23 protein-coding genes are annotated in these 19,853 nt (G+C 40.1%); all 23 read right to left on the bottom strand.

Going from position 1 to position 19,853, the window contains the following annotated elements; all coding sequences use genetic code 11:
* Positions 1-16 precede the first annotated feature (16 nt).
* The gene (gene rpsH / locus V7147_RS14635; protein ID WP_058000137.1) at positions 17-415 is read right to left on the bottom strand and encodes a 30S ribosomal protein S8; all 399 of its coding nucleotides are present in this window, start codon (positions 413-415) and stop codon (positions 17-19) included.
* Positions 416-445: 30 nt separating this feature from the next.
* On the bottom strand, positions 446-631 hold the full coding sequence (gene rpsN / locus V7147_RS14630) for a 30S ribosomal protein S14 (protein WP_010285078.1): 186 nt from the start codon (positions 629-631) through the stop codon (positions 446-448).
* Between the two features lie 13 nt (positions 632-644).
* A complete protein-coding gene (gene rplE / locus V7147_RS14625) occupies positions 645-1,184 on the bottom strand; it encodes a 50S ribosomal protein L5 (RefSeq protein ID WP_335368579.1) in 540 nt (179 codons plus the stop codon).
* 24 nt (positions 1,185-1,208) lie between these two features.
* Positions 1,209-1,520: a 50S ribosomal protein L24 gene (gene rplX, locus V7147_RS14620; RefSeq protein WP_335368578.1), complete on the bottom strand. Its 312-nt coding sequence runs from the start codon at positions 1,518-1,520 to the stop codon at positions 1,209-1,211.
* Positions 1,521-1,557: 37 nt separating this feature from the next.
* On the bottom strand, positions 1,558-1,926 hold the full coding sequence (rplN, locus tag V7147_RS14615) for a 50S ribosomal protein L14 (protein ID WP_335368577.1): 369 nt from the start codon (positions 1,924-1,926) through the stop codon (positions 1,558-1,560).
* Between the two features lie 47 nt (positions 1,927-1,973).
* The gene (gene rpsQ, locus V7147_RS14610) at positions 1,974-2,237 is read right to left on the bottom strand and encodes a 30S ribosomal protein S17 (protein ID WP_077620222.1); all 264 of its coding nucleotides are present in this window, start codon (positions 2,235-2,237) and stop codon (positions 1,974-1,976) included.
* Between the two features lie 28 nt (positions 2,238-2,265).
* Complete coding sequence (gene rpmC, locus V7147_RS14605) at positions 2,266-2,463, bottom strand: 50S ribosomal protein L29 (RefSeq protein WP_010285065.1); 198 nt, start codon at positions 2,461-2,463, stop codon at positions 2,266-2,268.
* Positions 2,453-2,887 (bottom strand): 50S ribosomal protein L16, encoded by a 435-nt coding sequence (gene rplP, locus V7147_RS14600; RefSeq protein ID WP_335368576.1) that lies wholly within the window; start codon positions 2,885-2,887, stop codon positions 2,453-2,455. The genes rpmC and rplP overlap by 11 nt, the downstream gene beginning before the upstream one ends.
* Position 2,888: 1 nt before the next feature.
* Positions 2,889-3,545 (bottom strand): 30S ribosomal protein S3, encoded by a 657-nt coding sequence (rpsC, locus tag V7147_RS14595; RefSeq protein WP_335368575.1) that lies wholly within the window; start codon positions 3,543-3,545, stop codon positions 2,889-2,891.
* A gap of 3 nt (positions 3,546-3,548) precedes the next feature.
* A complete protein-coding gene (gene rplV, locus V7147_RS14590; RefSeq protein ID WP_335368574.1) occupies positions 3,549-3,890 on the bottom strand; it encodes a 50S ribosomal protein L22 in 342 nt (113 codons plus the stop codon).
* A 17-nt stretch (positions 3,891-3,907) separates the two neighbouring features.
* Positions 3,908-4,186 carry a 30S ribosomal protein S19 gene (rpsS, locus tag V7147_RS14585; RefSeq protein WP_335368573.1) on the bottom strand — a complete coding sequence of 93 codons (279 nt, stop codon included), beginning with the start codon at positions 4,184-4,186 and terminating at the stop codon, positions 3,908-3,910.
* Positions 4,187-4,243: 57 nt separating this feature from the next.
* Positions 4,244-5,074: a 50S ribosomal protein L2 gene (rplB, locus tag V7147_RS14580; RefSeq protein WP_335368572.1), complete on the bottom strand. Its 831-nt coding sequence runs from the start codon at positions 5,072-5,074 to the stop codon at positions 4,244-4,246.
* A gap of 26 nt (positions 5,075-5,100) precedes the next feature.
* Positions 5,101-5,388, bottom strand: coding sequence for a 50S ribosomal protein L23 (rplW, locus tag V7147_RS14575; RefSeq protein WP_136379912.1), 288 nt, complete (start codon positions 5,386-5,388; stop codon positions 5,101-5,103).
* Positions 5,388-6,011, bottom strand: a complete 624-nt coding sequence (gene rplD / locus V7147_RS14570; RefSeq protein ID WP_335368571.1) for a 50S ribosomal protein L4 — start codon at positions 6,009-6,011, stop codon at positions 5,388-5,390. The genes rplW and rplD overlap by 1 nt, the downstream gene beginning before the upstream one ends.
* Positions 6,012-6,035: 24 nt before the next feature.
* On the bottom strand, positions 6,036-6,665 hold the full coding sequence (gene rplC / locus V7147_RS14565) for a 50S ribosomal protein L3 (RefSeq protein ID WP_335368570.1): 630 nt from the start codon (positions 6,663-6,665) through the stop codon (positions 6,036-6,038).
* A gap of 43 nt (positions 6,666-6,708) precedes the next feature.
* Entirely contained in the window at positions 6,709-7,017 is a 309-nt protein-coding gene (rpsJ, locus tag V7147_RS14560; RefSeq protein WP_003348621.1) for a 30S ribosomal protein S10, read from the bottom strand.
* 368 nt (positions 7,018-7,385) lie between these two features.
* On the bottom strand, positions 7,386-8,576 hold the full coding sequence (gene tuf / locus V7147_RS14555) for an elongation factor Tu (RefSeq protein WP_335368569.1): 1,191 nt from the start codon (positions 8,574-8,576) through the stop codon (positions 7,386-7,388).
* Between the two features lie 123 nt (positions 8,577-8,699).
* Positions 8,700-10,778, bottom strand: coding sequence for an elongation factor G (gene fusA / locus V7147_RS14550; protein ID WP_335368568.1), 2,079 nt, complete (start codon positions 10,776-10,778; stop codon positions 8,700-8,702).
* Positions 10,779-10,917: 139 nt separating this feature from the next.
* Complete coding sequence (rpsG, locus tag V7147_RS14545) at positions 10,918-11,388, bottom strand: 30S ribosomal protein S7 (RefSeq protein ID WP_335368567.1); 471 nt, start codon at positions 11,386-11,388, stop codon at positions 10,918-10,920.
* 38 nt (positions 11,389-11,426) lie between these two features.
* Complete coding sequence (gene rpsL, locus V7147_RS14540) at positions 11,427-11,849, bottom strand: 30S ribosomal protein S12 (RefSeq protein ID WP_335368566.1); 423 nt, start codon at positions 11,847-11,849, stop codon at positions 11,427-11,429.
* A 106-nt stretch (positions 11,850-11,955) separates the two neighbouring features.
* On the bottom strand, positions 11,956-12,204 hold the full coding sequence (locus V7147_RS14535) for a 50S ribosomal protein L7ae-like protein (protein ID WP_335368565.1): 249 nt from the start codon (positions 12,202-12,204) through the stop codon (positions 11,956-11,958).
* A 140-nt stretch (positions 12,205-12,344) separates the two neighbouring features.
* Positions 12,345-15,941 carry a DNA-directed RNA polymerase subunit beta' gene (gene rpoC / locus V7147_RS14530; protein WP_335368564.1) on the bottom strand — a complete coding sequence of 1,199 codons (3,597 nt, stop codon included), beginning with the start codon at positions 15,939-15,941 and terminating at the stop codon, positions 12,345-12,347.
* 138 nt (positions 15,942-16,079) lie between these two features.
* Positions 16,080-19,649 carry a DNA-directed RNA polymerase subunit beta gene (gene rpoB / locus V7147_RS14525; protein ID WP_335368563.1) on the bottom strand — a complete coding sequence of 1,190 codons (3,570 nt, stop codon included), beginning with the start codon at positions 19,647-19,649 and terminating at the stop codon, positions 16,080-16,082.
* Positions 19,650-19,853 lie beyond the last annotated feature (204 nt).

The raw sequence follows: 19,853 nt of genomic DNA, 5'->3' as shown, positions 1-19,853 counted from the left end.
CCATTCTTGTAGAGCTTTACCAAACGTAAGCTAATATTTCTCCGCCAGCTTGCTTTTGACGAGCTTCTTTATCAGTTAACACACCTTGTGAAGTTGAAACGATCGCGATTCCTAAACCGTTTAACACACGTGGTACTTCGTTAGATTTTGCATAAACACGTAGACCAGGCTTACTAATACGCTTTAGTCCAGTAATAACGCGCTCATTGTTTGCACCGTATTTTAAGAACATACGGATAATACCTTGTTTGTCATCCTCAATATATTCAACGTCACGAACGAAACCTTCACGCTTTAAGATTTCAGCGATTTCCCTTTTGATGTTTGATGCAGGGATTTCAAGTTTCTCATGACGAACCATGTTCGCATTACGGATGCGAGTAAGCATATCTGCAATTGGATCTGTCATCACCATAGTATTTTTACCTCCTTCCCAATTCGGGGTTTACCAACTTGCTTTTTTTACACCAGGAATTTGACCCTTATAAGCTAGTTCACGGAAACAAATACGGCATAATTTAAATTTACGTAATACAGAGTGTGGACGGCCGCAACGTTCGCAACGAGTGTACTCTTGTACTTTAAATTTCTGTGTGCGTTTTTGTTTCGCAATCATTGATTTTTTAGCCACGTTTTCGCCTCCTTTACTTTTGGAACGGCATACCGAATGCTGTTAATAACTCACGAGCTTCTTCGTCAGTATTTGCAGTAGTTACGATAACGATATCCATACCACGAACTTTACTTACTTTATCGTAATCAATTTCAGGGAATATTAATTGTTCTTTTACACCTAAAGTGTAGTTCCCACGACCATCAAATGATTTCTTTGATACACCACGGAAGTCACGCACACGTGGTAGTGAGATAGAAACAAGCTTATCTAAGAATTCGTACATACGCTCACCGCGTAGTGTAACTTTCGCACCGATAGGCATTCCTTCACGAAGACGGAAACCTGCGATAGAATTTTTAGCTTTAGTTACAACTGGTTTTTGACCACTAAGAGCAGCTAATTCCTCTACTGCATTATCTAATACTTTAGAGTTTTGAACTGCGTCACCAACACCCATGTTGATTACGATTTTATCTACTTTCGGAACCTGCATAACAGACTTATAGTTAAACTTGCTCACTAGAGCAGGTGTAATTTCTTTTTGAAACTTTTCTTTTAGGCGGCTCATGTAAGTACCTCCTTTCTATATTTACTATTTATCTAAAACTTCACCAGATTTTTTTGCTACACGTACCTTTTTGCCATTAACTACTTTGTAACCAACACGAGTTGGAGTACTAGATTTAGGATCTAACGGCATTACATTTGATACATGAATAGGTGCCTCTTGACTAATGATACCACCTTGTGGATTCGCTTGAGACGGTTTTGAGTGTTTTTTTACGATATTAACGCCTTCTACAAGAACACGGTCTTTCTTTGGATAGCTCTCAAGGATCACACCTTGTTTACCTTTATCTTTCCCCGAAATAACCTGTACCTTGTCACCCTTTTTTACATGCATCTATTTCGCACCTCCTTAAAGGCCAATCGATTTCGAATTATAATACTTCTGGAGCTAGTGAAACAATTTTCATAAAGTTACTATCACGTAATTCACGTGCAACTGGACCGAAGATACGAGTTCCACGTGGACTCTTGTCGTCACGGATAATAACACAAGCATTTTCATCAAAACGGATGTATGTTCCGTCATTACGACGTACACCACGCTTCGTACGTACAATAACAGCTTTAACTACGTCACCTTTTTTAACAACGCCACCTGGTGTTGCTTGTTTTACTGTAACTACAATAACATCACCAATATTAGCTGTTTTACGACCAGAACCACCTAATACTTTAATAGTTAGTACCTCACGTGCTCCTGAGTTGTCAGCAACTTTCAAACGAGTTTCTTGTTGAATCATTCATGAAACCTCCCTTCGGATTATTGATTGATCCGAACAAAATATAATTAGATAATAACTGCTTTTTCTACTACTTCAACAAGACGGAAGCGTTTTGTAGCAGATAATGGGCGAGTCTCCATGATTTTAACGACATCGCCAGTTTTTGCAACATTGTTTTCATCATGTGCCTTAAATTTCTTTGAATACTTTACGCGTTTACCGTAAAGAGAATGCTTTTTATAAGTTTCTACAAGAACAGTTACTGTTTTATCCATTTTGTCAGATACAACACGTCCAGTGTAGACCTTGCGTTGGTTACGTTCACTCACTATCGTAGACCTCCTTCCTGGTTATCGATTATTTACGACCGATTTCTCTTTCGCGGACTACTGTTTTCATACGAGCGATCGATTTACGAACTTCACGAATACGTGCAGTATTCTCAAGTTGACCAGTAGCTAGTTGAAAGCGAAGGTTAAATAACTCTTCTTTTAATGATTTTACTTTTTGTTCAATTTCGGCAGTGGTAAGGTCACGGATTTCATTAGCTTTCATTTGATTCACCACCAATTTCTTCACGTTTTACGAACTTAGTTTTAACTGGTAGTTTGTGAGATGCTAGGCGTAACGCTTCACGAGCGATCTCTTCAGATACACCAGCAATTTCAAATAATACTTTTCCAGGTTTAACAACTGCTACCCATCCTTCAGGAGCACCTTTACCGGAACCCATACGTACCTCTAGAGGTTTAGATGTATATGGCTTAGATGGGAAAATTTTAATCCAAACTTTACCGCCACGTTTCATATAACGTGTCATTGCGATACGAGCAGCTTCGATTTGACGGTTTGTGATCCAAGATGCTTCTTGTGCTTGTAAACCGTACTCACCAAAGTGTACTTCAGTACCACCTTTTGCTTGACCACGCATTTTTCCACGGTGTTCTCTGCGGTATTTCACACGTTTTGGTAATAACATATTATTTTCCTCCTTCCTCAGTTTTCTTCTTCGTAGGAAGGATCTCTCCACGATAGATCCATACTTTCACACCGATTTTTCCATAAGTTGTGTCAGCTTCAGCAGTACCGTAATCGATGTCTGCACGAAGAGTGTGAAGTGGAACTGTTCCTTCACTATAGTGTTCTGCACGAGCGATATCAGCTCCGCCTAGACGACCAGACGTTTGAGTTTTGATACCTTGAGCACCCGCACGCATAGTACGTTGAATTGCTTGTTTCTGTGCACGACGGAAAGAAACACGGTTTTCTAATTGACGCGCAATGTTTTCAGCTACTAGAGTTGCATCAAGGTCAGCCCTTTTAATTTCAAGGATGTTGATGTGTACTCTCTTACCTGTTAATTGGTTTAATGCTTTACGAAGTGCTTCAACTTCTGTACCACCTTTACCAATTACCATACCTGGTTTAGCAGTATGGACAGTAACGTTAATACGGTTAGCTGCACGTTCGATTTCAATTTTAGAGACAGAAGCATCACTTAAACGTTTTGCGATATATTCGCGTACTTTAAGGTCTTCGTGTAATAAATCTGCATAATCTTTGCCTGCGTACCATTTTGACTCCCAGTCACGGATGATGCCGACACGCATTCCAATAGGATTAACTTTTTGACCCACTACTTATCCCTCCTTCTTTTCTGATACCACGATTGTGATGTGGCTAGTGCGTTTATTAATTTGACTTGCACGTCCCATAGCTCTTGGACGGAATCTTTTTAATGTTGGACCTTCATTTACATATGCTTCTGTAATAACTAGGTTATTAACGTCCATTTCGTAGTTATGCTCTGCATTCGCAACCGCAGAATTTAATACCTTTTCTACAATAGGAGAAGCAGCTTTTGGTGTATGACGTAGGATTGCGATTGCTTCACCTACTTGCTTGCCTCGAATTAGATCTGCGACTAAACGAACTTTACGAGGAGCAATACGAACTGTTCTCGCAACAGCTTTAGCTTGCATAGATAATCCTCCTCTCATTAACGTCTTGTTTTCTTATCGTCACTTGCGTGGCCTTTGTAAGTACGAGTTGGTGCGAATTCACCAAGTTTATGACCTACCATATCTTCAGTAACGTAGACTGGTACATGTTTACGACCATCATATACCGCGATTGTATTACCAATGAATTGAGGGAAAATCGTTGAACGACGTGACCAAGTTTTAATAACTTGTTTCTTTTCAGATTCGTTTTGATTTTCAACCTTTTTCAATAAGTGATCATCTACAAAAGGTCCTTTTTTCAAACTGCGTCCCATAAGTGAACCTCCCTTCGTGATTGACCTACGGTTCCAACGAACCGTAGCACAATCCCGTTATTTTTTACGACGACGTACGATGAATTTATCTGATTTGTTCTTTTTCTTACGAGTTTTTGCACCAAGAGTTGGTTTACCCCATGGAGTCATTGGAGACTTACGTCCGATAGGTGCTTTACCTTCACCACCACCGTGCGGGTGATCGTTAGGGTTCATTACAGATCCACGAACAGTTGGGCGTATACCTAACCAACGTGAACGACCAGCTTTACCAATGTTAACTAGTTCATGTTGTTCGTTACCTACTTGACCTACAGTTGCACGGCAAGTACCAAGAATCATGCGAACTTCACCTGAATTTAAACGAACAAGAACATATTTTCCTTCTTTACCAAGCACTTGTGCAGAAGTACCAGCAGAACGAATTAATTGACCACCTTTACCAGGCTTTAATTCGATGTTGTGTACGACTGTACCTACTGGAATATTTACTAATGGAAGTGCGTTACCTACTTTAATGTCAGCTTCAGGACCTGAAACTACCTCCATACCTACTTTTAGGTTTTTTGGAGCAAGAATGTAACGTTTTTCTCCATCCGCATAGTTAATTAAAGCAATGTTTGCTGAGCGGTTTGGATCATACTCAACTGTAGCAACGCGTCCTGGTATACCATCTTTATCACGTTTAAAGTCAATGATACGGTATTGACGCTTATGTCCGCCAGCTTGATGACGTACAGTTATTTTACCTTGGTTATTACGACCACCTTTTCTGTGCAAAGGCGCAAGTAATGATTTTTCTGGTTTGTCAGTAGTAATGTCAGCAAAATCTAAAGTTGTCATTCCACGACGACCATTAGAGGTTGGTTTGTAATGTTTAATCGCCATCTCTATTTCCCTCCTTCTCTATAAAATTATACTTCAAAGAATTCGATTTCTTTGCTGTCTTCAGTTAGTTTAACGATTGCTTTTCTGCGACGATTTGTATATCCACTGTAACGTCCTACACGCTTGAACTTACCTTTGTAGTTCATGATGTTAACTTTTTCAACCTTCACACCGAAAATTTGCTCAATAGCATCTTTAACTTCAGTTTTGTTAGATTTAACGTCTACATCAAATGTGTATTTTTTCTCAGCCATTAAGTCTGATGAACGTTCAGTAATAACAGGGCTCTTAATAATATCACGAGGATCTTTCATTATGCGAGCACCTCCTCTACTTTTTCCACCGCAGCTTTAGTAATCACTAGCTTATCATGGTTAAGAACATCAAGAACACTTACTCCATTTGCAGCAACAACTGTTACTCCAGGGATATTACGTGCTGAAAGTTCTACTGCTTCATTTACGTCTGCAGTAACGATTAACGCCTTGCGTTCTACGTTTAATCCTTTCAGTACCGCAACCATGTCTTTTGTTTTAGGAGTTTCTAATACTAGATTGTCTAATACTAAAATATTTTCCTCCAAAACCTTTGTAGATAATGCTGATTTGATTGCTAAACGGCGTACTTTTTTAGGTAATTTGTAGCTGTAGCTTCTTGGAGTTGGACCAAATACTGTTCCACCGCCACGCCATTGTGGTGAACGAATTGAACCTTGACGAGCACGACCTGTACCCTTTTGACGCCATGGTTTACGTCCTCCGCCTGCTACTTCGGATCGAATCTTTGTTTTGTGAGTTCCTTGACGTAAGGAAGCTCTTTGCATGATTACTGCATCGAATAAAACTTGTTGATTTGGTTCAACACCGAATACAGAATCGTTTAATTCGATTTCTCCAACAGCTGAACCAGTTTGGTTATACAATGATACTTTAGGCATTCAAATGTCCTCCTTTCTGTAAAATTATTTTACTTTTACAGCACTCTTTACTGTAACAACGGATTTTCTCGCACCAGGTACATTACCTTTTACTAGAAGAAGATTACGCTCTGTATCTACTTTTACGATTTCTAAGTTTTGTACTGTGATACGGTCTCCACCCATACGACCAGGTAGAAGTTTGTTTTTAAATACACGGTTTGGAGCTACAGGTCCCATTGAACCAGGACGACGGTGATAACGAGAACCGTGAGACATAGGTCCACGAGATTGGTTATGTCTTTTAATTGCCCCTTGGAATCCTTTACCTTTTGAAATTCCTGTTACATCTACAATATCTCCTTCAGCGAAGATATCAACTTTGACTTCCTGACCAACTTCAAACTCATCTAAGTTAACTCCGCGTAATTCGCGAACGAAGCGCTTAGGTGCAGTGTTTGCTTTTGATGCATGACCCTTTTCAGGTTTGTTTGAAAGCTTTTCTCTCTTATCTTCGAAACCGATTTGAACAGCTTCATATCCATCAGTCTCAACTGATTTCTTTTGAAGAACTACGTTTGCACCAGCTTCGATTACAGTTACAGGGATAAGCTCACCGTTACCTACGAATACTTGAGTCATACCAATTTTTCTTCCTAAGATTCCTTTGGTCATTAGTCACACCTCCTATAATATTTACGATTTATTTCATTTAAAATTAAAGTTTGATTTCAATGTCAACACCAGATGGTAAATCTAAACGCATTAATGAATCAACAGTTTGTGGTGTTGGGTTAATGATGTCGATTAAGCGTTTGTGTGTACGCATTTCGAATTGTTCACGAGAATCTTTATACTTATGAACAGCACGAAGAATCGTATAAACAGACTTTTCAGTTGGAAGTGGAATCGGACCAGAAACTGCCGCACCAGAACGTTTTGCTGTCTCAACGATTTTCTCTGCAGATTGATCAAGAATTCTGTGATCATACGCCTTTAAACGAATACGAATTTTTTGTTTTGCCATTATTTTCCCTCCTTTTTCGCCTACTTTTTAAAATAGACCTTCTCCGTGGAAATTTCCTTACACTCGCCATGGCAAAGCGGCCGGGTGTATCAGCAACCTTCCACATCATCGCAGTCAAAGACCAACATTGTCTATTATATAGAAAACAAATACGAAATGCAACATAATTCTTCGTTTTATGCACGTCTTTCGCACTTTTCCAATTATACACACCATGATTGGAGAATTCAACAAAAGTCCCGATATATTTTTGCGTTAGATTTTGGAAATGAATTTTCACCTATTATTTCATCACTTCTATATTATATAGAAGATACTGCATAAAAAAGCAGGCGGATCATCCGCCTGCTTTTGAAAACATATTGTTATTACTCAGTGATTGTAGCAACTACTCCAGCGCCTACTGTACGTCCACCTTCACGAATTGAGAACTTAGTTCCTTCTTCGATTGCAACTGAAGCGATTAGTTCAACAGTCATTTCGATGTTGTCACCAGGCATTACCATTTCTACGCCTTCTGGAAGGTTACAAATTCCAGTTACATCAGTTGTACGGAAGTAGAACTGTGGGCGGTAGTTTGAGAAGAATGGAGTGTGACGTCCACCTTCTTCTTTTGATAATACATAAACTTCTGCTTTGAACTTTGTGTGTGGCTTAATAGTACCTGGCTTAGCAAGTACTTGACCACGTTGGATGTCATCACGAGAAACACCACGAAGTAGTGCACCAATGTTGTCACCAGCTTCAGCAAAGTCAAGAAGCTTACGGAACATTTCAACACCTGTTACAGTAGTTGTTTTAGGTTCTTCAGTTAATCCGATGATTTCTACAACTTCACCGACTTTAACTTGTCCACGCTCAACACGACCTGTAGCAACAGTACCACGACCAGTGATTGAGAATACGTCCTCAACTGGCATCATGAATGGCTTTTCAGTGTCACGTTGTGGAGTTGGAACATACTCATCAACAGCAGCCATTAATTCAAGAACTTTTTCTTCCCACTCAGCTTCACCTTCTAGAGCTTTAAGAGCAGAACCTTTGATTACTGGTACATCGTCACCAGGGAATTCGTATTCAGAAAGAAGGTCACGAACTTCCATTTCTACTAATTCTAATAATTCTTCGTCATCTACCATGTCACATTTGTTCATGAATACAACAAGGTAAGGAACACCTACTTGACGAGATAGAAGGATGTGCTCACGAGTTTGTGGCATTGGGCCGTCAGCAGCAGATACTACTAAGATACCGCCGTCCATTTGAGCAGCACCAGTGATCATGTTCTTAACGTAGTCAGCGTGTCCTGGGCAGTCAACGTGTGCATAGTGACGGTTTTCAGTTTCGTACTCAACGTGTGAAGTTGAGATTGTGATTCCACGTTCACGCTCTTCAGGCGCACCATCAATTTGGTCATAACCCATTGCCGCACCTTTTCCGCTTCTTTTAGCAAGAACAGTAGTGATAGCAGCTGTTAAAGTAGTTTTACCATGGTCAACGTGTCCAATTGTACCAATATTAGCATGTGGTTTCGAACGGTCAAATTTCTCTTTTCCCATTTGAAAAGCCTCCTTAAGTATTTGTTATTTTATAGTTTTTAAGTATGATATCCCGAAAGTGGGGTTGTCCCCACTTTCAAGGCCTACATAAGTAGTTATACTTGATGTAAAGATGAAAATCAATTATTCACCTTTATTTTTTTTGATAATTTCTTCAGAAATTGATTTTGGTACTTCTTCGTAGTGATCGAAGTGCATTGTGAATACTCCACGACCTTGAGTGTTAGAACGTAAAGAAGTAGCATAACCAAACATTTCAGATAGTGGAACCATCGCACGTACTACTTGTGCATTACCGCGAGCTTCCATACCTTCAACGCGTCCACGACGAGATGTGATACCACCCATAATGTCACCCATGTATTCTTCAGGAATAACAACTTCAACCTTCATTACAGGCTCAAGGATAACTGGTTGACATTTTGATGCAGCGTTCTTAAGTGCCATAGATGCAGCAATTTTAAACGCCATTTCACTTGAGTCAACATCATGGTAAGAACCATCATAAAGTCTAGCTTTGATGTCGACTAATGGATAACCTGCTAGAACCCCTCTATCAAGAGCGTCTTCTAGACCAGCTTGTACTGCAGGGATGTATTCACGAGGAACTACCCCACCAACAATCCCGTTTTCAAATTCGAAGCCTTTTCCTTCTTCGTTTGGTGAGAATTCGATCCAAACGTGTCCGTATTGTCCGCGTCCACCAGATTGACGTGCGAATTTACCTTCAACCTGTGCAGATTGACGGAATGTTTCACGGTACGCAACTTGTGGAGCACCAACATTTGCTTCTACTTTAAATTCACGCTTCATACGATCTACTAGTACGTCTAAGTGTAACTCACCCATACCAGCGATAATCGTTTGACCTGTTTCTTGGTCAGTGTGCGCTCTGAATGTTGGATCTTCTTCTTGTAGCTTTTGTAAAGCTGTCCCCATTTTGTCTTGGTCAGCTTTTGATTTAGGCTCAACAGAAAGTTGAATAACTGGCTCTGGGAATGTCATGGATTCAAGAATTACATTATCCTTTTCATCACATAATGTATCACCAGTTGTTGTATCTTTTAATCCAACAGCTGCAGCGATGTCACCAGCATATACAGTTGAGATTTCCTCACGGTGGTTCGCATGCATTTGAAGGATACGTCCAATACGCTCACGCTTTCCTTTAGTTGAGTTCTTCACGTATGATCCAGAATTTAACGTACCTGAATATACGCGGAAGAATGTTAACTTACCAACATAAGGGTCAGTCATTACTTTAAACGCAAGTGCAGAGAATGGCTCGCTGTCGTCTGAATGGCGTTCAACATCTTCCCCTGTATCTGCATCATGACCAGCTATTGACGCAACATCTGTTGGAGCTGGAAGGTAGTCGATCACAGCGTCTAGCATTTTTTGAACACCTTTGTTCTTGAATGCCGTTCCGCACATTACAGGGTAGAACTCTACCTTAAGAGTTGCTGTACGGATTGCTGCTTTTAATTCCTCTTTAGAGATTTCTTCTCCGCCAAGGTATCTTTCCATTAAATCTTCATCTAATTCCGCTACAGCTTCTACAAGCTTTTCGCGATATTCATTTGCTTGGTCTAGATATTCTTCAGGAATTTCTCCTTCTTCAACATCAGTTCCTAAGTCATTACCATAGAATGTTGCATTCATTTCAACAAGGTCAATAATACCTCTGAATTGATCTTCTGCACCAATTGGTAATTGAATTGGGTGTGCATTCGCTTGCAAGCGGTCATGAAGTGTACCAACCGAATATAAGAAGTCAGCACCAATCTTGTCCATTTTGTTTACGAATACAGCACGTGGTACACCGTAAGTTGTAGCTTGACGCCAAACTGTTTCAGTTTGCGGCTCAACTCCGGACTGTGCATCTAGAACGGTTACAGCACCATCAAGTACACGAAGTGAACGTTCAACCTCAACTGTGAAGTCTACGTGCCCAGGTGTGTCAATGATGTTAACGCGGTGTTCCTTCCAAGACGCAGTGGTTGCAGCAGAAGTAATCGTGATACCACGCTCTTGCTCTTGCTCCATCCAGTCCATTTGTGATGCACCTTCGTGAGTTTCACCAAGTTTATGAATTTTACCAGTGTAATAAAGGATACGTTCAGTAGTTGTTGTCTTACCAGCATCAATGTGTGCCATGATACCTATATTACGAGTCTTTTCTAAGGAGAACTCTCTTGCCATTTGGGTCTTTCTCCTTCCTATGAGTAAGTATAAGTTTTATTGTAGTAATGGCTCTGTTAATCTACTTAACAGAGCTAATTTAATCTACGGCATTCGCCGTAGGCGATAACTTCATTCAGTACTAAACTGAATGAAGTTATTACCAACGGTAGTGAGCAAATGCTTTGTTTGCTTCTGCCATTTTGTGTGTGTCTTCACGTTTCTTAACTGATGCGCCAGTGCTGTTAGCTGCATCAAGGATTTCGTTAGCTAAACGCTCCTCCATAGTTTTTTCACCACGAAGACGAGCATAGTTTACTAACCAACGTAAACCTAAAGTAGAACGACGGTCTGGGCGAACTTCAACTGGAACTTGATAGTTTGAACCACCTACACGACGTGCTTTTACTTCTAGTACAGGCATGATGTTTTTAAGCGCTTGTTCAAACACTTCCATTGCATCTTTACCTGAACGTTGTTGAACCAATTCAAACGCATTATATAAAATTGCTTGAGATTTACCTCTTTTTCCATCAACCATCATTTTGTTGATTAAACGAGTTACAAGCTTTGAATTGTAAATTGGATCTGGTAATACATCTCTTTTAGCAACAGGTCCTTTACGAGGCATTGATATTTCCTCCTTTCAGTCTTAATTATGTTATTCTATTATTTCTTAGCTGCTTTTGGTCTCTTTGTACCATATTTAGAACGACTTTGCGCCCGGTTATTAACACCAGCAGTGTCTAGTGCACCACGAACGATGTGATAACGTACCCCTGGTAAGTCCTTAACACGTCCACCACGAATTAGTACAACACTGTGCTCTTGTAAGTTGTGACCAATTCCTGGGATGTAAGCAGTAACCTCAATTCCGTTTGTTAAACGTACACGAGCATACTTACGAAGTGCTGAGTTCGGCTTCTTAGGTGTCATAGTACCAACACGTGTACAAACACCACGCTTTTGAGGTGAAGTAGTATTAGTTTGAGACTTTTTGAAGCTGTTATAACCTTTATTTAATGCAGGAGAGTCTGAATTTGAAACTTTCGATTCACGACCCTTACGAATTAATTGGTTAATTGTAGGCATTATTTGTTTCCTCCCTTCTCTTTTCTTCAAGACCACATATCCAGGTGGTTCATTTTTTACCAAAAAACAAAGTCTTTGTAGAATTATCTCTCCACAAAAACAGTTTTTAATTAATAATTGCCACAGTAGAAGCTCCTACTTCGATTCCGCAAGCTTTTCCTAGCTTCTTCATCGAATCAACCTTAGATATTGGAATTTGTTGTTCTTCAGCAAGTTGTAATACTTTATTGATTACGCGCCGATCTGCATCTTCTGCTACAACAATTTCTACTACCATATCGGTTTGTATTGCCTTCACTGTTTGCTTTGTACCTATAATAATCTTCTTTGCCTGTGATACTTTTTCATAAGACATATAATATATCCTCCAAAGTAACAGGTTTAAGGAGCACCTTAGCTATATTAACACCCTAAGAGAAGGATGTCAACTACAAGTAAATAAAATTATTTTCCTCGTAGTAGACATCCAATATCCTAGATATGCTCTTCTAACCTTTATTCAACACCGATTGGATCTTGCTGTTGCTCTACAACCACTGGTTCTGCTCGACGATAGCGATTCATACCTGTACCAGCAGGAACTAGCTTACCAATAATTACATTCTCTTTTAATCCTAGTAACTCATCACGTTTTCCTTTAATTGCAGCATCTGTTAGGACACGAGTTGTCTCTTGGAATGACGCTGCCGATAGGAATGAATCAGTTTCTAGTGACGCTTTTGTAATACCAAGAAGTACCGGTCTACCTGTAGCAGGTGCTTTACCTTCTAGTAAAACCTTCGTGTTTGCATCAGTGAACTGATGTATATCAAGTAATGAACCTGGTAATACATCTGTATCTCCTGCATCCGTGACTCTAACTTTACGAAGCATTTGTCGGACCATTACTTCGACGTGTTTATCACCGATTTCAACACCTTGCATACGGTATACTTTTTGTACTTCTTTTAAGAGGTACTCTTGAACAGCAGATGTATTTGTTACTTTTAATAATTCCTTCGGATCCACTGAACCTTCTGTTAATACCTGACCACTCTCAACCTCTTGGCCTTCAGCAACTTTCAAACGAGCGCTGTATGGTGCAGTGTAAGAACGAGATTCTACTTCACCTTGGATTACAACTTCTTGCTGTCTATCTTTTACTTCATTAATAGACGTTACCACACCAGCGATTTCCGTAATAACGGCTTGACCTTTCGGATTTCTCGCTTCAAATAGCTCTTGAATACGAGGTAAACCTTGAGTGATGTCGTCTCCTGCAACCCCACCAGTGTGGAACGTACGCATTGTAAGCTGTGTTCCAGGTTCCCCGATAGATTGGGCAGCGATGATACCAACTGCTTCACCAACTTCAACCTCTGTTCCTGTTGCAAGGTTTCGTCCATAACATTTTTTACATACGCCATGGCGTGTATTACATGTAAACGCAGAACGAATAGTTACTTCTTCAACACCAGCATCAACAATTATTTTTGCGATGTCTTCTGTAATTAATTCGTTTTCTGCTACTAACACTTCATTTGTTTGAGGGTGAACAACTTTCTTTCTAGCGTAACGACCATCTAGACGCTCATCTAGTGGTTCGATAATTTCTGTTCCCTCTTTTAATGCACTAACAAGTAAGCCGCGATCTGTTCCACAGTCGTCTTCACGAACTATTACATCTTGAGCAACGTCAACTAGACGTCTTGTTAGGTAACCAGAGTCAGCTGTTTTTAAGGCAGTATCCGCTAGACCTTTACGTGCACCGTGAGTCGAAATAAAGTACTCTAACACGGTTAAACCTTCACGGAAACTTGATTTAATTGGAAGTTCAATAATACGTCCAGCCGGGTTCGCCATAAGTCCACGCATACCTGCTAACTGTGTAAAGTTAGATGCGTTACCACGGGCACCAGAGTCACTCATCATGAAGATAGGATTGCGCTTATCAAGTGAAGCCATTAGCTTACCTTGAATTGTATCTTTCGCAGCACTCCAGATAGAGATAACACGGTCATATCGCTCATCTTCTGTAATTAAACCACGTCTAAATTGTTTTAATACATTATCAACCTTCGCTTGAGCTTGTGCTAAAATCTCTTCTTTCTCTGCTAATACAACAATGTCAGCTACACCAACGGTAATACCTGCTTTTGTTGAATGCCTAAATCCAAGATCCTTCATGCGGTCAAGCATTTTTGAGGTTTCTGTAATTTTAAAACGCTTGAAGACTTCTGCGATAATATTACCGAGAATTTTCTTCTTAAACGGATCAATCTGTTCTTGATTTTGAATTACTTCTTTAATATTCGCACCCTTAGGAATGAAGTATTTTCCAGGTGTTTCCACTTCTAGGTTCCTTTTTGTTGGTTCATTAATATATGGGAACGATTTAGGAAGAATTTCGTTAAAAATTAACTTACCTACTGTTGTCATGAGCAACATATTGTTTTGTTCATCAGTAAATGTTGGATTCTTTAATGACCCAGCATATACAGCTACCCTTGTATGAAGGTGTACATATCCGTTTTGGTATGCAAGAATAGCTTCGTTTGTATCTTTGAAGACCATTCCTTCACCGACTGCTCCAGGACGCTCTAAAGTAAGGTAATAGTTACCCAATACCATATCCTGTGATGGCGTAACAACTGGTTTTCCATCTTTCGGGTTAAGAATGTTTTGGGCTGCTAACATTAGTATTCTTGCTTCAGCTTGTGCTTCTGAAGAAAGTGGTACGTGGACCGCCATTTGGTCACCGTCAAAGTCTGCGTTATAAGCAGTACATACGAGTGGGTGAAGACGAATTGCACGACCTTCAACTAAGGTTGGTTCGAATGCTTGAATCCCCAAACGGTGCAGTGTCGGGGCACGGTTTAAGAGAACCGGATGCTCCTTAATAACTGATTCAAGTACATCCCAAACTTCCGGCTGCACACGTTCAATTTTGCGTTTCGCACTCTTGATATTATGAGCAAGCCCTTTTTCAACAAGTTCTTTCATCACAAATGGTTTAAATAATTCCAATGCCATTTCCCTTGGTAAACCACATTGATACAACTTAAGGTTTGGACCAACTATGATAACGGAACGACCTGAGTAGTCAACACGCTTACCCAATAGGTTTTGACGGAAACGACCTTGTTTACCTTTTAACATATGTGAAAGTGATTTTAATGGACGATTACCAGGACCTGTAACCGGTCTTCCGCGACGACCATTGTCAATCAACGCATCAACTGCTTCTTGAAGCATGCGTTTTTCATTCTGAACGATAATGCTTGGAGCCCCTAAATCTAAGAGACGCTTTAAGCGATTGTTACGGTTAATTACACGACGATATAAATCGTTTAAGTCTGAAGTTGCAAAACGACCACCATCAAGCTGAACCATTGGTCGAAGTTCAGGCGGAATAACTGGCAGTACATCAAGGATCATCCATGAAGGCTCATTGCCTGAATTACGGAATGCCTCTAGTACCTCTAATCGCTTAATTGCACGTGTTCTTCTTTGTCCTTGAGAAGTTTTTAGTTCTTCTTTAAGGGCATCGACTTCTTTTTCTAGATCAATGTCGAGAAGAAGCTTTTTGATAGCTTCGGCTCCCATTGCAGCATGGAATGTGTTCCCATATTTTTCACGGTATGCACGATATTCCTTTTCGGAAAGTAATTGCTTTTTATCTAAAGGAGTATCCCCAGTTTCGGTTACTACATAGGATGCGAAGTAGATAACTTCCTCTAGAGCTCGTGGTGACATGTCTAAGACAAGTCCCATTCTGCTCGGAATTCCTTTAAAGTACCAAATATGTGATACAGGTGCAGCAAGTTCAATATGTCCCATACGTTCACGACGAACTTTTGCACGGGTTACTTCAACGCCACATCGGTCACAGACGACACCTTTGTAGCGAACACGTTTGTATTTACCACAGTGACATTCCCAGTCCTTTTGTGGACCAAAGATTCGTTCACAGAATAACCCATCTTTTTCTGGTTTTAATGTACGATAGTTGATTGTTTCTGGCTTCTTCACTTCACCGAAAGACCATGAACGGATTTTATCGGGTGAAGCGAGACCTATGCTCATGTATTCAAAATTATTAACATCTAACAAGGGGCCTACCTCCCTTTTGATCTACAGGATTACCCTAATTGACCTTCGCTTTTACAATCAAATGTGCCTTGGGGTACGCACGACTTTTTTGAGCAAACTCGAAAAAAGTCGTGACATCCGCCGAAGGCTTTAACATTACTATTCTTTTACAACTGCGTTCTTTTCTAGTTCTGAATCAATTTGTTGGTCAGAATCAAGAGATATACCCTCTGCTTGACTTGCTTCTTCTTCATCATCTAAATCACGCATTTCAATCTCTTCTTCATCACCGGAAAGCATCTTTACATCTAATCCTAGTGATTGAAGTTCTTTGATCAATACTTTGAACGATTCAGGTACACCAGGTTCTGGTACATTTTCACCCTTAACAATCGCTTCATATGTTTTCACACGACCGACAACATCGTCAGATTTGACTGTCAGAATTTCTTGTAGCGTATATGCTGCACCATAGGCTTCAAGCGCCCAAACTTCCATCTCACCGAAACGTTGCCCTCCGAACTGAGCTTTACCACCAAGTGGTTGCTGTGTAACAAGAGAATAAGGTCCAGTTGAACGAGCATGAAGTTTGTCATCAACCATGTGCGCCAATTTGATCATGTACATCACACCAACAGATACACGATTATCAAACGGTTCACCTGTTCTTCCATCGTATAATACTGTTTTTGCGTCACGTGACATACCAGCCTCTTCAATTGTATCCCATACATCTTCTTCAGTTGCTCCGTCAAATACCGGTGATGCAACATGAATGCCAAGCTGTCTAGCAGCCATACCTAAGTGTAGCTCTAGGACCTGACCGATGTTCATACGAGATGGTACCCCTAGTGGGTTTAACATGATATCAATAGGTGTTCCGTCTGGAAGGAATGGCATATCCTCTTCAGGAAGTATTCTTGAAATTACCCCTTTGTTTCCGTGACGGCCAGCCATCTTATCACCTTCGTGAATTTTACGTTTTTGAACGATATATACACGAACAAGCTGGTTTACACCTGGTGGTAATTCATCTCCGTCTTCACGGTTAAATACTTTCACATCCAGGATAATCCCTTCTCCACCATGCGGTACACGAAGAGAAGTATCACGGACCTCACGTGCTTTTTCACCGAAAATAGCATGTAAAAGTCGTTCTTCTGCTGTTAGCTCCGTTACCCCTTTAGGTGTAACCTTACCTACAAGTAGATCACCATCTTTTACTTCTGCTCCGATTCGGATGATTCCACGCTCATCAAGATTACGTAATGCATCTTCCCCGACATTCGGAATATCACGTGTGATTTCTTCAGGTCCTAATTTTGTATCACGAGATTCTGATTCATATTCTTCAATATGAATGGAAGTATACACATCATCTTTTACAAGTCTTTCACTCATTATGATGGCATCTTCATAGTTATATCCATCCCAAGTCATGAAGCCAACAAGAACGTTGCGTCCTAACGCTAGTTCTCCCTGTTCCATTGAAGGACCATCTGCAAGGATTTCTCCTTTTACAACTTCGTCCCCTTCAGTCACAATTGGGCGTTGGTTATAACATGTTCCTTGGTTAGAACGGATAAATTTAAGAAGACGGTATTTATCAAGGTCACCTTTTACTTTTTGACCATCTACTTCTGCGTAGCGACGTACCCAAATTTGTTTTGCTTCAACTCGCTCAACAATACCAGGGTGTTTACAGATAACAGCAGCACCTGAGTCCTTACCGGACACATATTCCATACCTGTACCAACAAGTGGGGCTTCCGGGTTCATTAATGGAACAGCTTGACGTTGCATGTTCGCACCCATTAGCGCACGGTTTGAGTCGTCATTTTCTAAGAACGGAATACAAGCTGTTGCTGCAGATACAACCTGTTTTGGCGATACGTCCATGTAGTCAATTCGGTCACGGTGAACAACTGTGTTTTCACCCTTGAAACGAGCAACTACATCTTCATCTAAAAATTCACCTTCATCACTTAAAAGAGAATTCGCCTGAGCGGTAACATAGTTATCCTCTTCGTCTGCTGTTAAGTAATCGATGCGGTCTGTTACTTTACCTGTCTCTGGATCAACTCTTCGATATGGTGTTTCAATAAATCCAAATCGATTCACCTTTGCGTAGGATGATAATGAGTTGATTAGTCCGATATTTGGACCTTCCGGAGTTTCAATTGGACACATACGACCATAGTGAGAATAGTGAACGTCACGCACTTCAAATCCTGCACGTTCTCGTGTTAGTCCACCAGGTCCTAATGCTGAAAGTCTTCGTTTATGAGTTAATTCTGCTAATGGATTTGTTTGATCCATGAACTGTGAAAGCTGTGAACTACCAAAGAACTCTTTAATAGACGCAATCACCGGACGAATATTGATTAGTTGCTGTGGAGTAATTGTATTCGTATCTTGAATTGACATTCTTTCACGAACAACACGTTCCATTCTTGATAACCCGATACGGAATTGGTTTTGCAGAAGCTCACCAACAGAACGTAAACGTCGGTTACCTAAATGGTCAATATCATCTGTATCTCCAACTTGATGCAATAGGTTAAAGAAATAACTAATAGAAGAAAGAATATCAGCTTGAGTAATGTTTTTTACGCCTTCCTCAATATAGGCATTACCAATGACATTAATGACTTGTTCGCCATCCGGGTCATTTGGAGCGTAAATTTTGATAGATTGAAGGATGGTTTCTTCATCAATTACGCCGCCTGAAGGTTGAAGCGTCTTGAAACCTATACCATTCTCTAAATATGGAATGACACGGTCTAGCGTTCTACGATCGAGAAGGGTATCCTTTTCTACGATAATTTCACCTGTTTCAGGATCTACAAGTGTTTCCGCTAAACGTTGATTAAACAAACGGTTTTTAATATGAAGTTTTTTATTAATCTTATAGCGACCTACACTTGCAAGGTCATAACGCTTCGGATCAAAAAAGCGTGATTCTAATAAACTTTTTGCATTATCTACTGTCGGTGGTTCTCCCGGACGTAGACGCTCATATATTTCTAGTAATGCTTTTTCTGTGCTCTCTGTGTTGTCTTTCTCAAGAGTGTTTCGTAAATATTCGTTTTCACCAAATAAATCGATGATTTCTTGATCAGAGCCAAACCCAAGCGCGCGCAAAAGAACCGTTACCGGTAATTTTCGAGTACGATCGATACGAACGTATACAACATCCTTCGCATCTGTTTCATATTCTAACCATGCACCACGGTTTGGTATTACCGTTGCTGTAAAGCCACGTTTTCCATTCTTATCAACTTTACCACTGAAATAGACACTTGGTGAACGAACCAATTGAGAAACAATTACACGTTCTGCACCATTGATAACGAATGTACCTGTTTCTGTCATAAGTGGGAAGTCACCCATAAATACATCTTGATCTTTTACTTCACCAGTTTCTTTATTGATCAAACGCACCTTAACTCGTAGTGGCGCTGAATAAGTAACATCTCTCTCCTTTGACTCTTCTACAGAATACTTTGGCTCACCTAAACTGTAATCAATGAACTCTAGAGATAGGTTACCTGTAAAATCTTCAATTGGGGAAATATCTTGGAACATCTCCCTAAGACCCTCATCAAGAAACCACTGATAAGAAGAGGTTTGAATCTCAATAAGATTTGGTAATTCTAAAACTTCACTAATACGAGCATAACTTCTTCGTTGGCGGTGTCGTCCATACTGAACTAGTTGACCTATCAACCCATTCACCCCTCATATCAAGCGTTATTAATCTTGCTATTTTATAAATACTTACTAATTATTAAAGTCAACTTTGGTAACCTTATATAATTAATAAGAATATTAACCACAAATCAAAATGATAGGACACATAATGCAGCCTATCAATTCCTAAATTACTTCGACTTTTCTAGCCTTAATGCCTCGTTTTCTTGTCTTAAAACT

Source organism: Bacillus sp. JJ1521 (assembly GCF_036965165.1).
GTDB lineage: Bacteria > Bacillota > Bacilli > Bacillales > Bacillaceae_L > Ferdinandcohnia.
The sequence above is the reverse complement of the archived record's forward strand: the minus strand, read 5'-3'. Positions and strand labels throughout refer to the sequence as shown.

Coding starts and splice junctions, on each gene's coding strand:
- fusA (WP_335368568.1), bottom strand. CDS start 10,778: ATGGCAAGAGAGTTCTCCTTAGAAAAGACTCGTAATATAGGTATCATG.
- rpsS (WP_335368573.1), bottom strand. CDS start 4,186: ATGGGACGCAGTTTGAAAAAAGGACCTTTTGTAGATGATCACTTATTG.
- rpsH (WP_058000137.1), bottom strand. CDS start 415: ATGGTGATGACAGATCCAATTGCAGATATGCTTACTCGCATCCGTAAT.
- rpmC (WP_010285065.1), bottom strand. CDS start 2,463: ATGAAAGCTAATGAAATCCGTGACCTTACCACTGCCGAAATTGAACAA.
- rpsG (WP_335368567.1), bottom strand. CDS start 11,388: ATGCCTCGTAAAGGACCTGTTGCTAAAAGAGATGTATTACCAGATCCA.
- rplP (WP_335368576.1), bottom strand. CDS start 2,887: ATGTTATTACCAAAACGTGTGAAATACCGCAGAGAACACCGTGGAAAA.
- rplC (WP_335368570.1), bottom strand. CDS start 6,665: ATGACCAAAGGAATCTTAGGAAGAAAAATTGGTATGACTCAAGTATTC.
- tuf (WP_335368569.1), bottom strand. CDS start 8,576: ATGGGAAAAGAGAAATTTGACCGTTCGAAACCACATGCTAATATTGGT.
- rplD (WP_335368571.1), bottom strand. CDS start 6,011: ATGCCTAAAGTATCATTGTATAACCAAACTGGTTCAGCTGTTGGAGAA.
- rpsJ (WP_003348621.1), bottom strand. CDS start 7,017: ATGGCAAAACAAAAAATTCGTATTCGTTTAAAGGCGTATGATCACAGA.
- rpsL (WP_335368566.1), bottom strand. CDS start 11,849: ATGCCTACAATTAACCAATTAATTCGTAAGGGTCGTGAATCGAAAGTT.
- rplV (WP_335368574.1), bottom strand. CDS start 3,890: ATGCAAGCTAAAGCTGTTGCGAGAACAGTTCGTATTGCTCCTCGTAAA.
- V7147_RS14535 (WP_335368565.1), bottom strand. CDS start 12,204: ATGTCTTATGAAAAAGTATCACAGGCAAAGAAGATTATTATAGGTACA.
- rplW (WP_136379912.1), bottom strand. CDS start 5,388: ATGAAAGATCCTCGTGATATTATTAAGAGCCCTGTTATTACTGAACGT.
- rplN (WP_335368577.1), bottom strand. CDS start 1,926: ATGATTCAACAAGAAACTCGTTTGAAAGTTGCTGACAACTCAGGAGCA.
- rplB (WP_335368572.1), bottom strand. CDS start 5,074: ATGGCGATTAAACATTACAAACCAACCTCTAATGGTCGTCGTGGAATG.
- rplX (WP_335368578.1), bottom strand. CDS start 1,520: ATGCATGTAAAAAAGGGTGACAAGGTACAGGTTATTTCGGGGAAAGAT.
- rplE (WP_335368579.1), bottom strand. CDS start 1,184: ATGAGCCGCCTAAAAGAAAAGTTTCAAAAAGAAATTACACCTGCTCTA.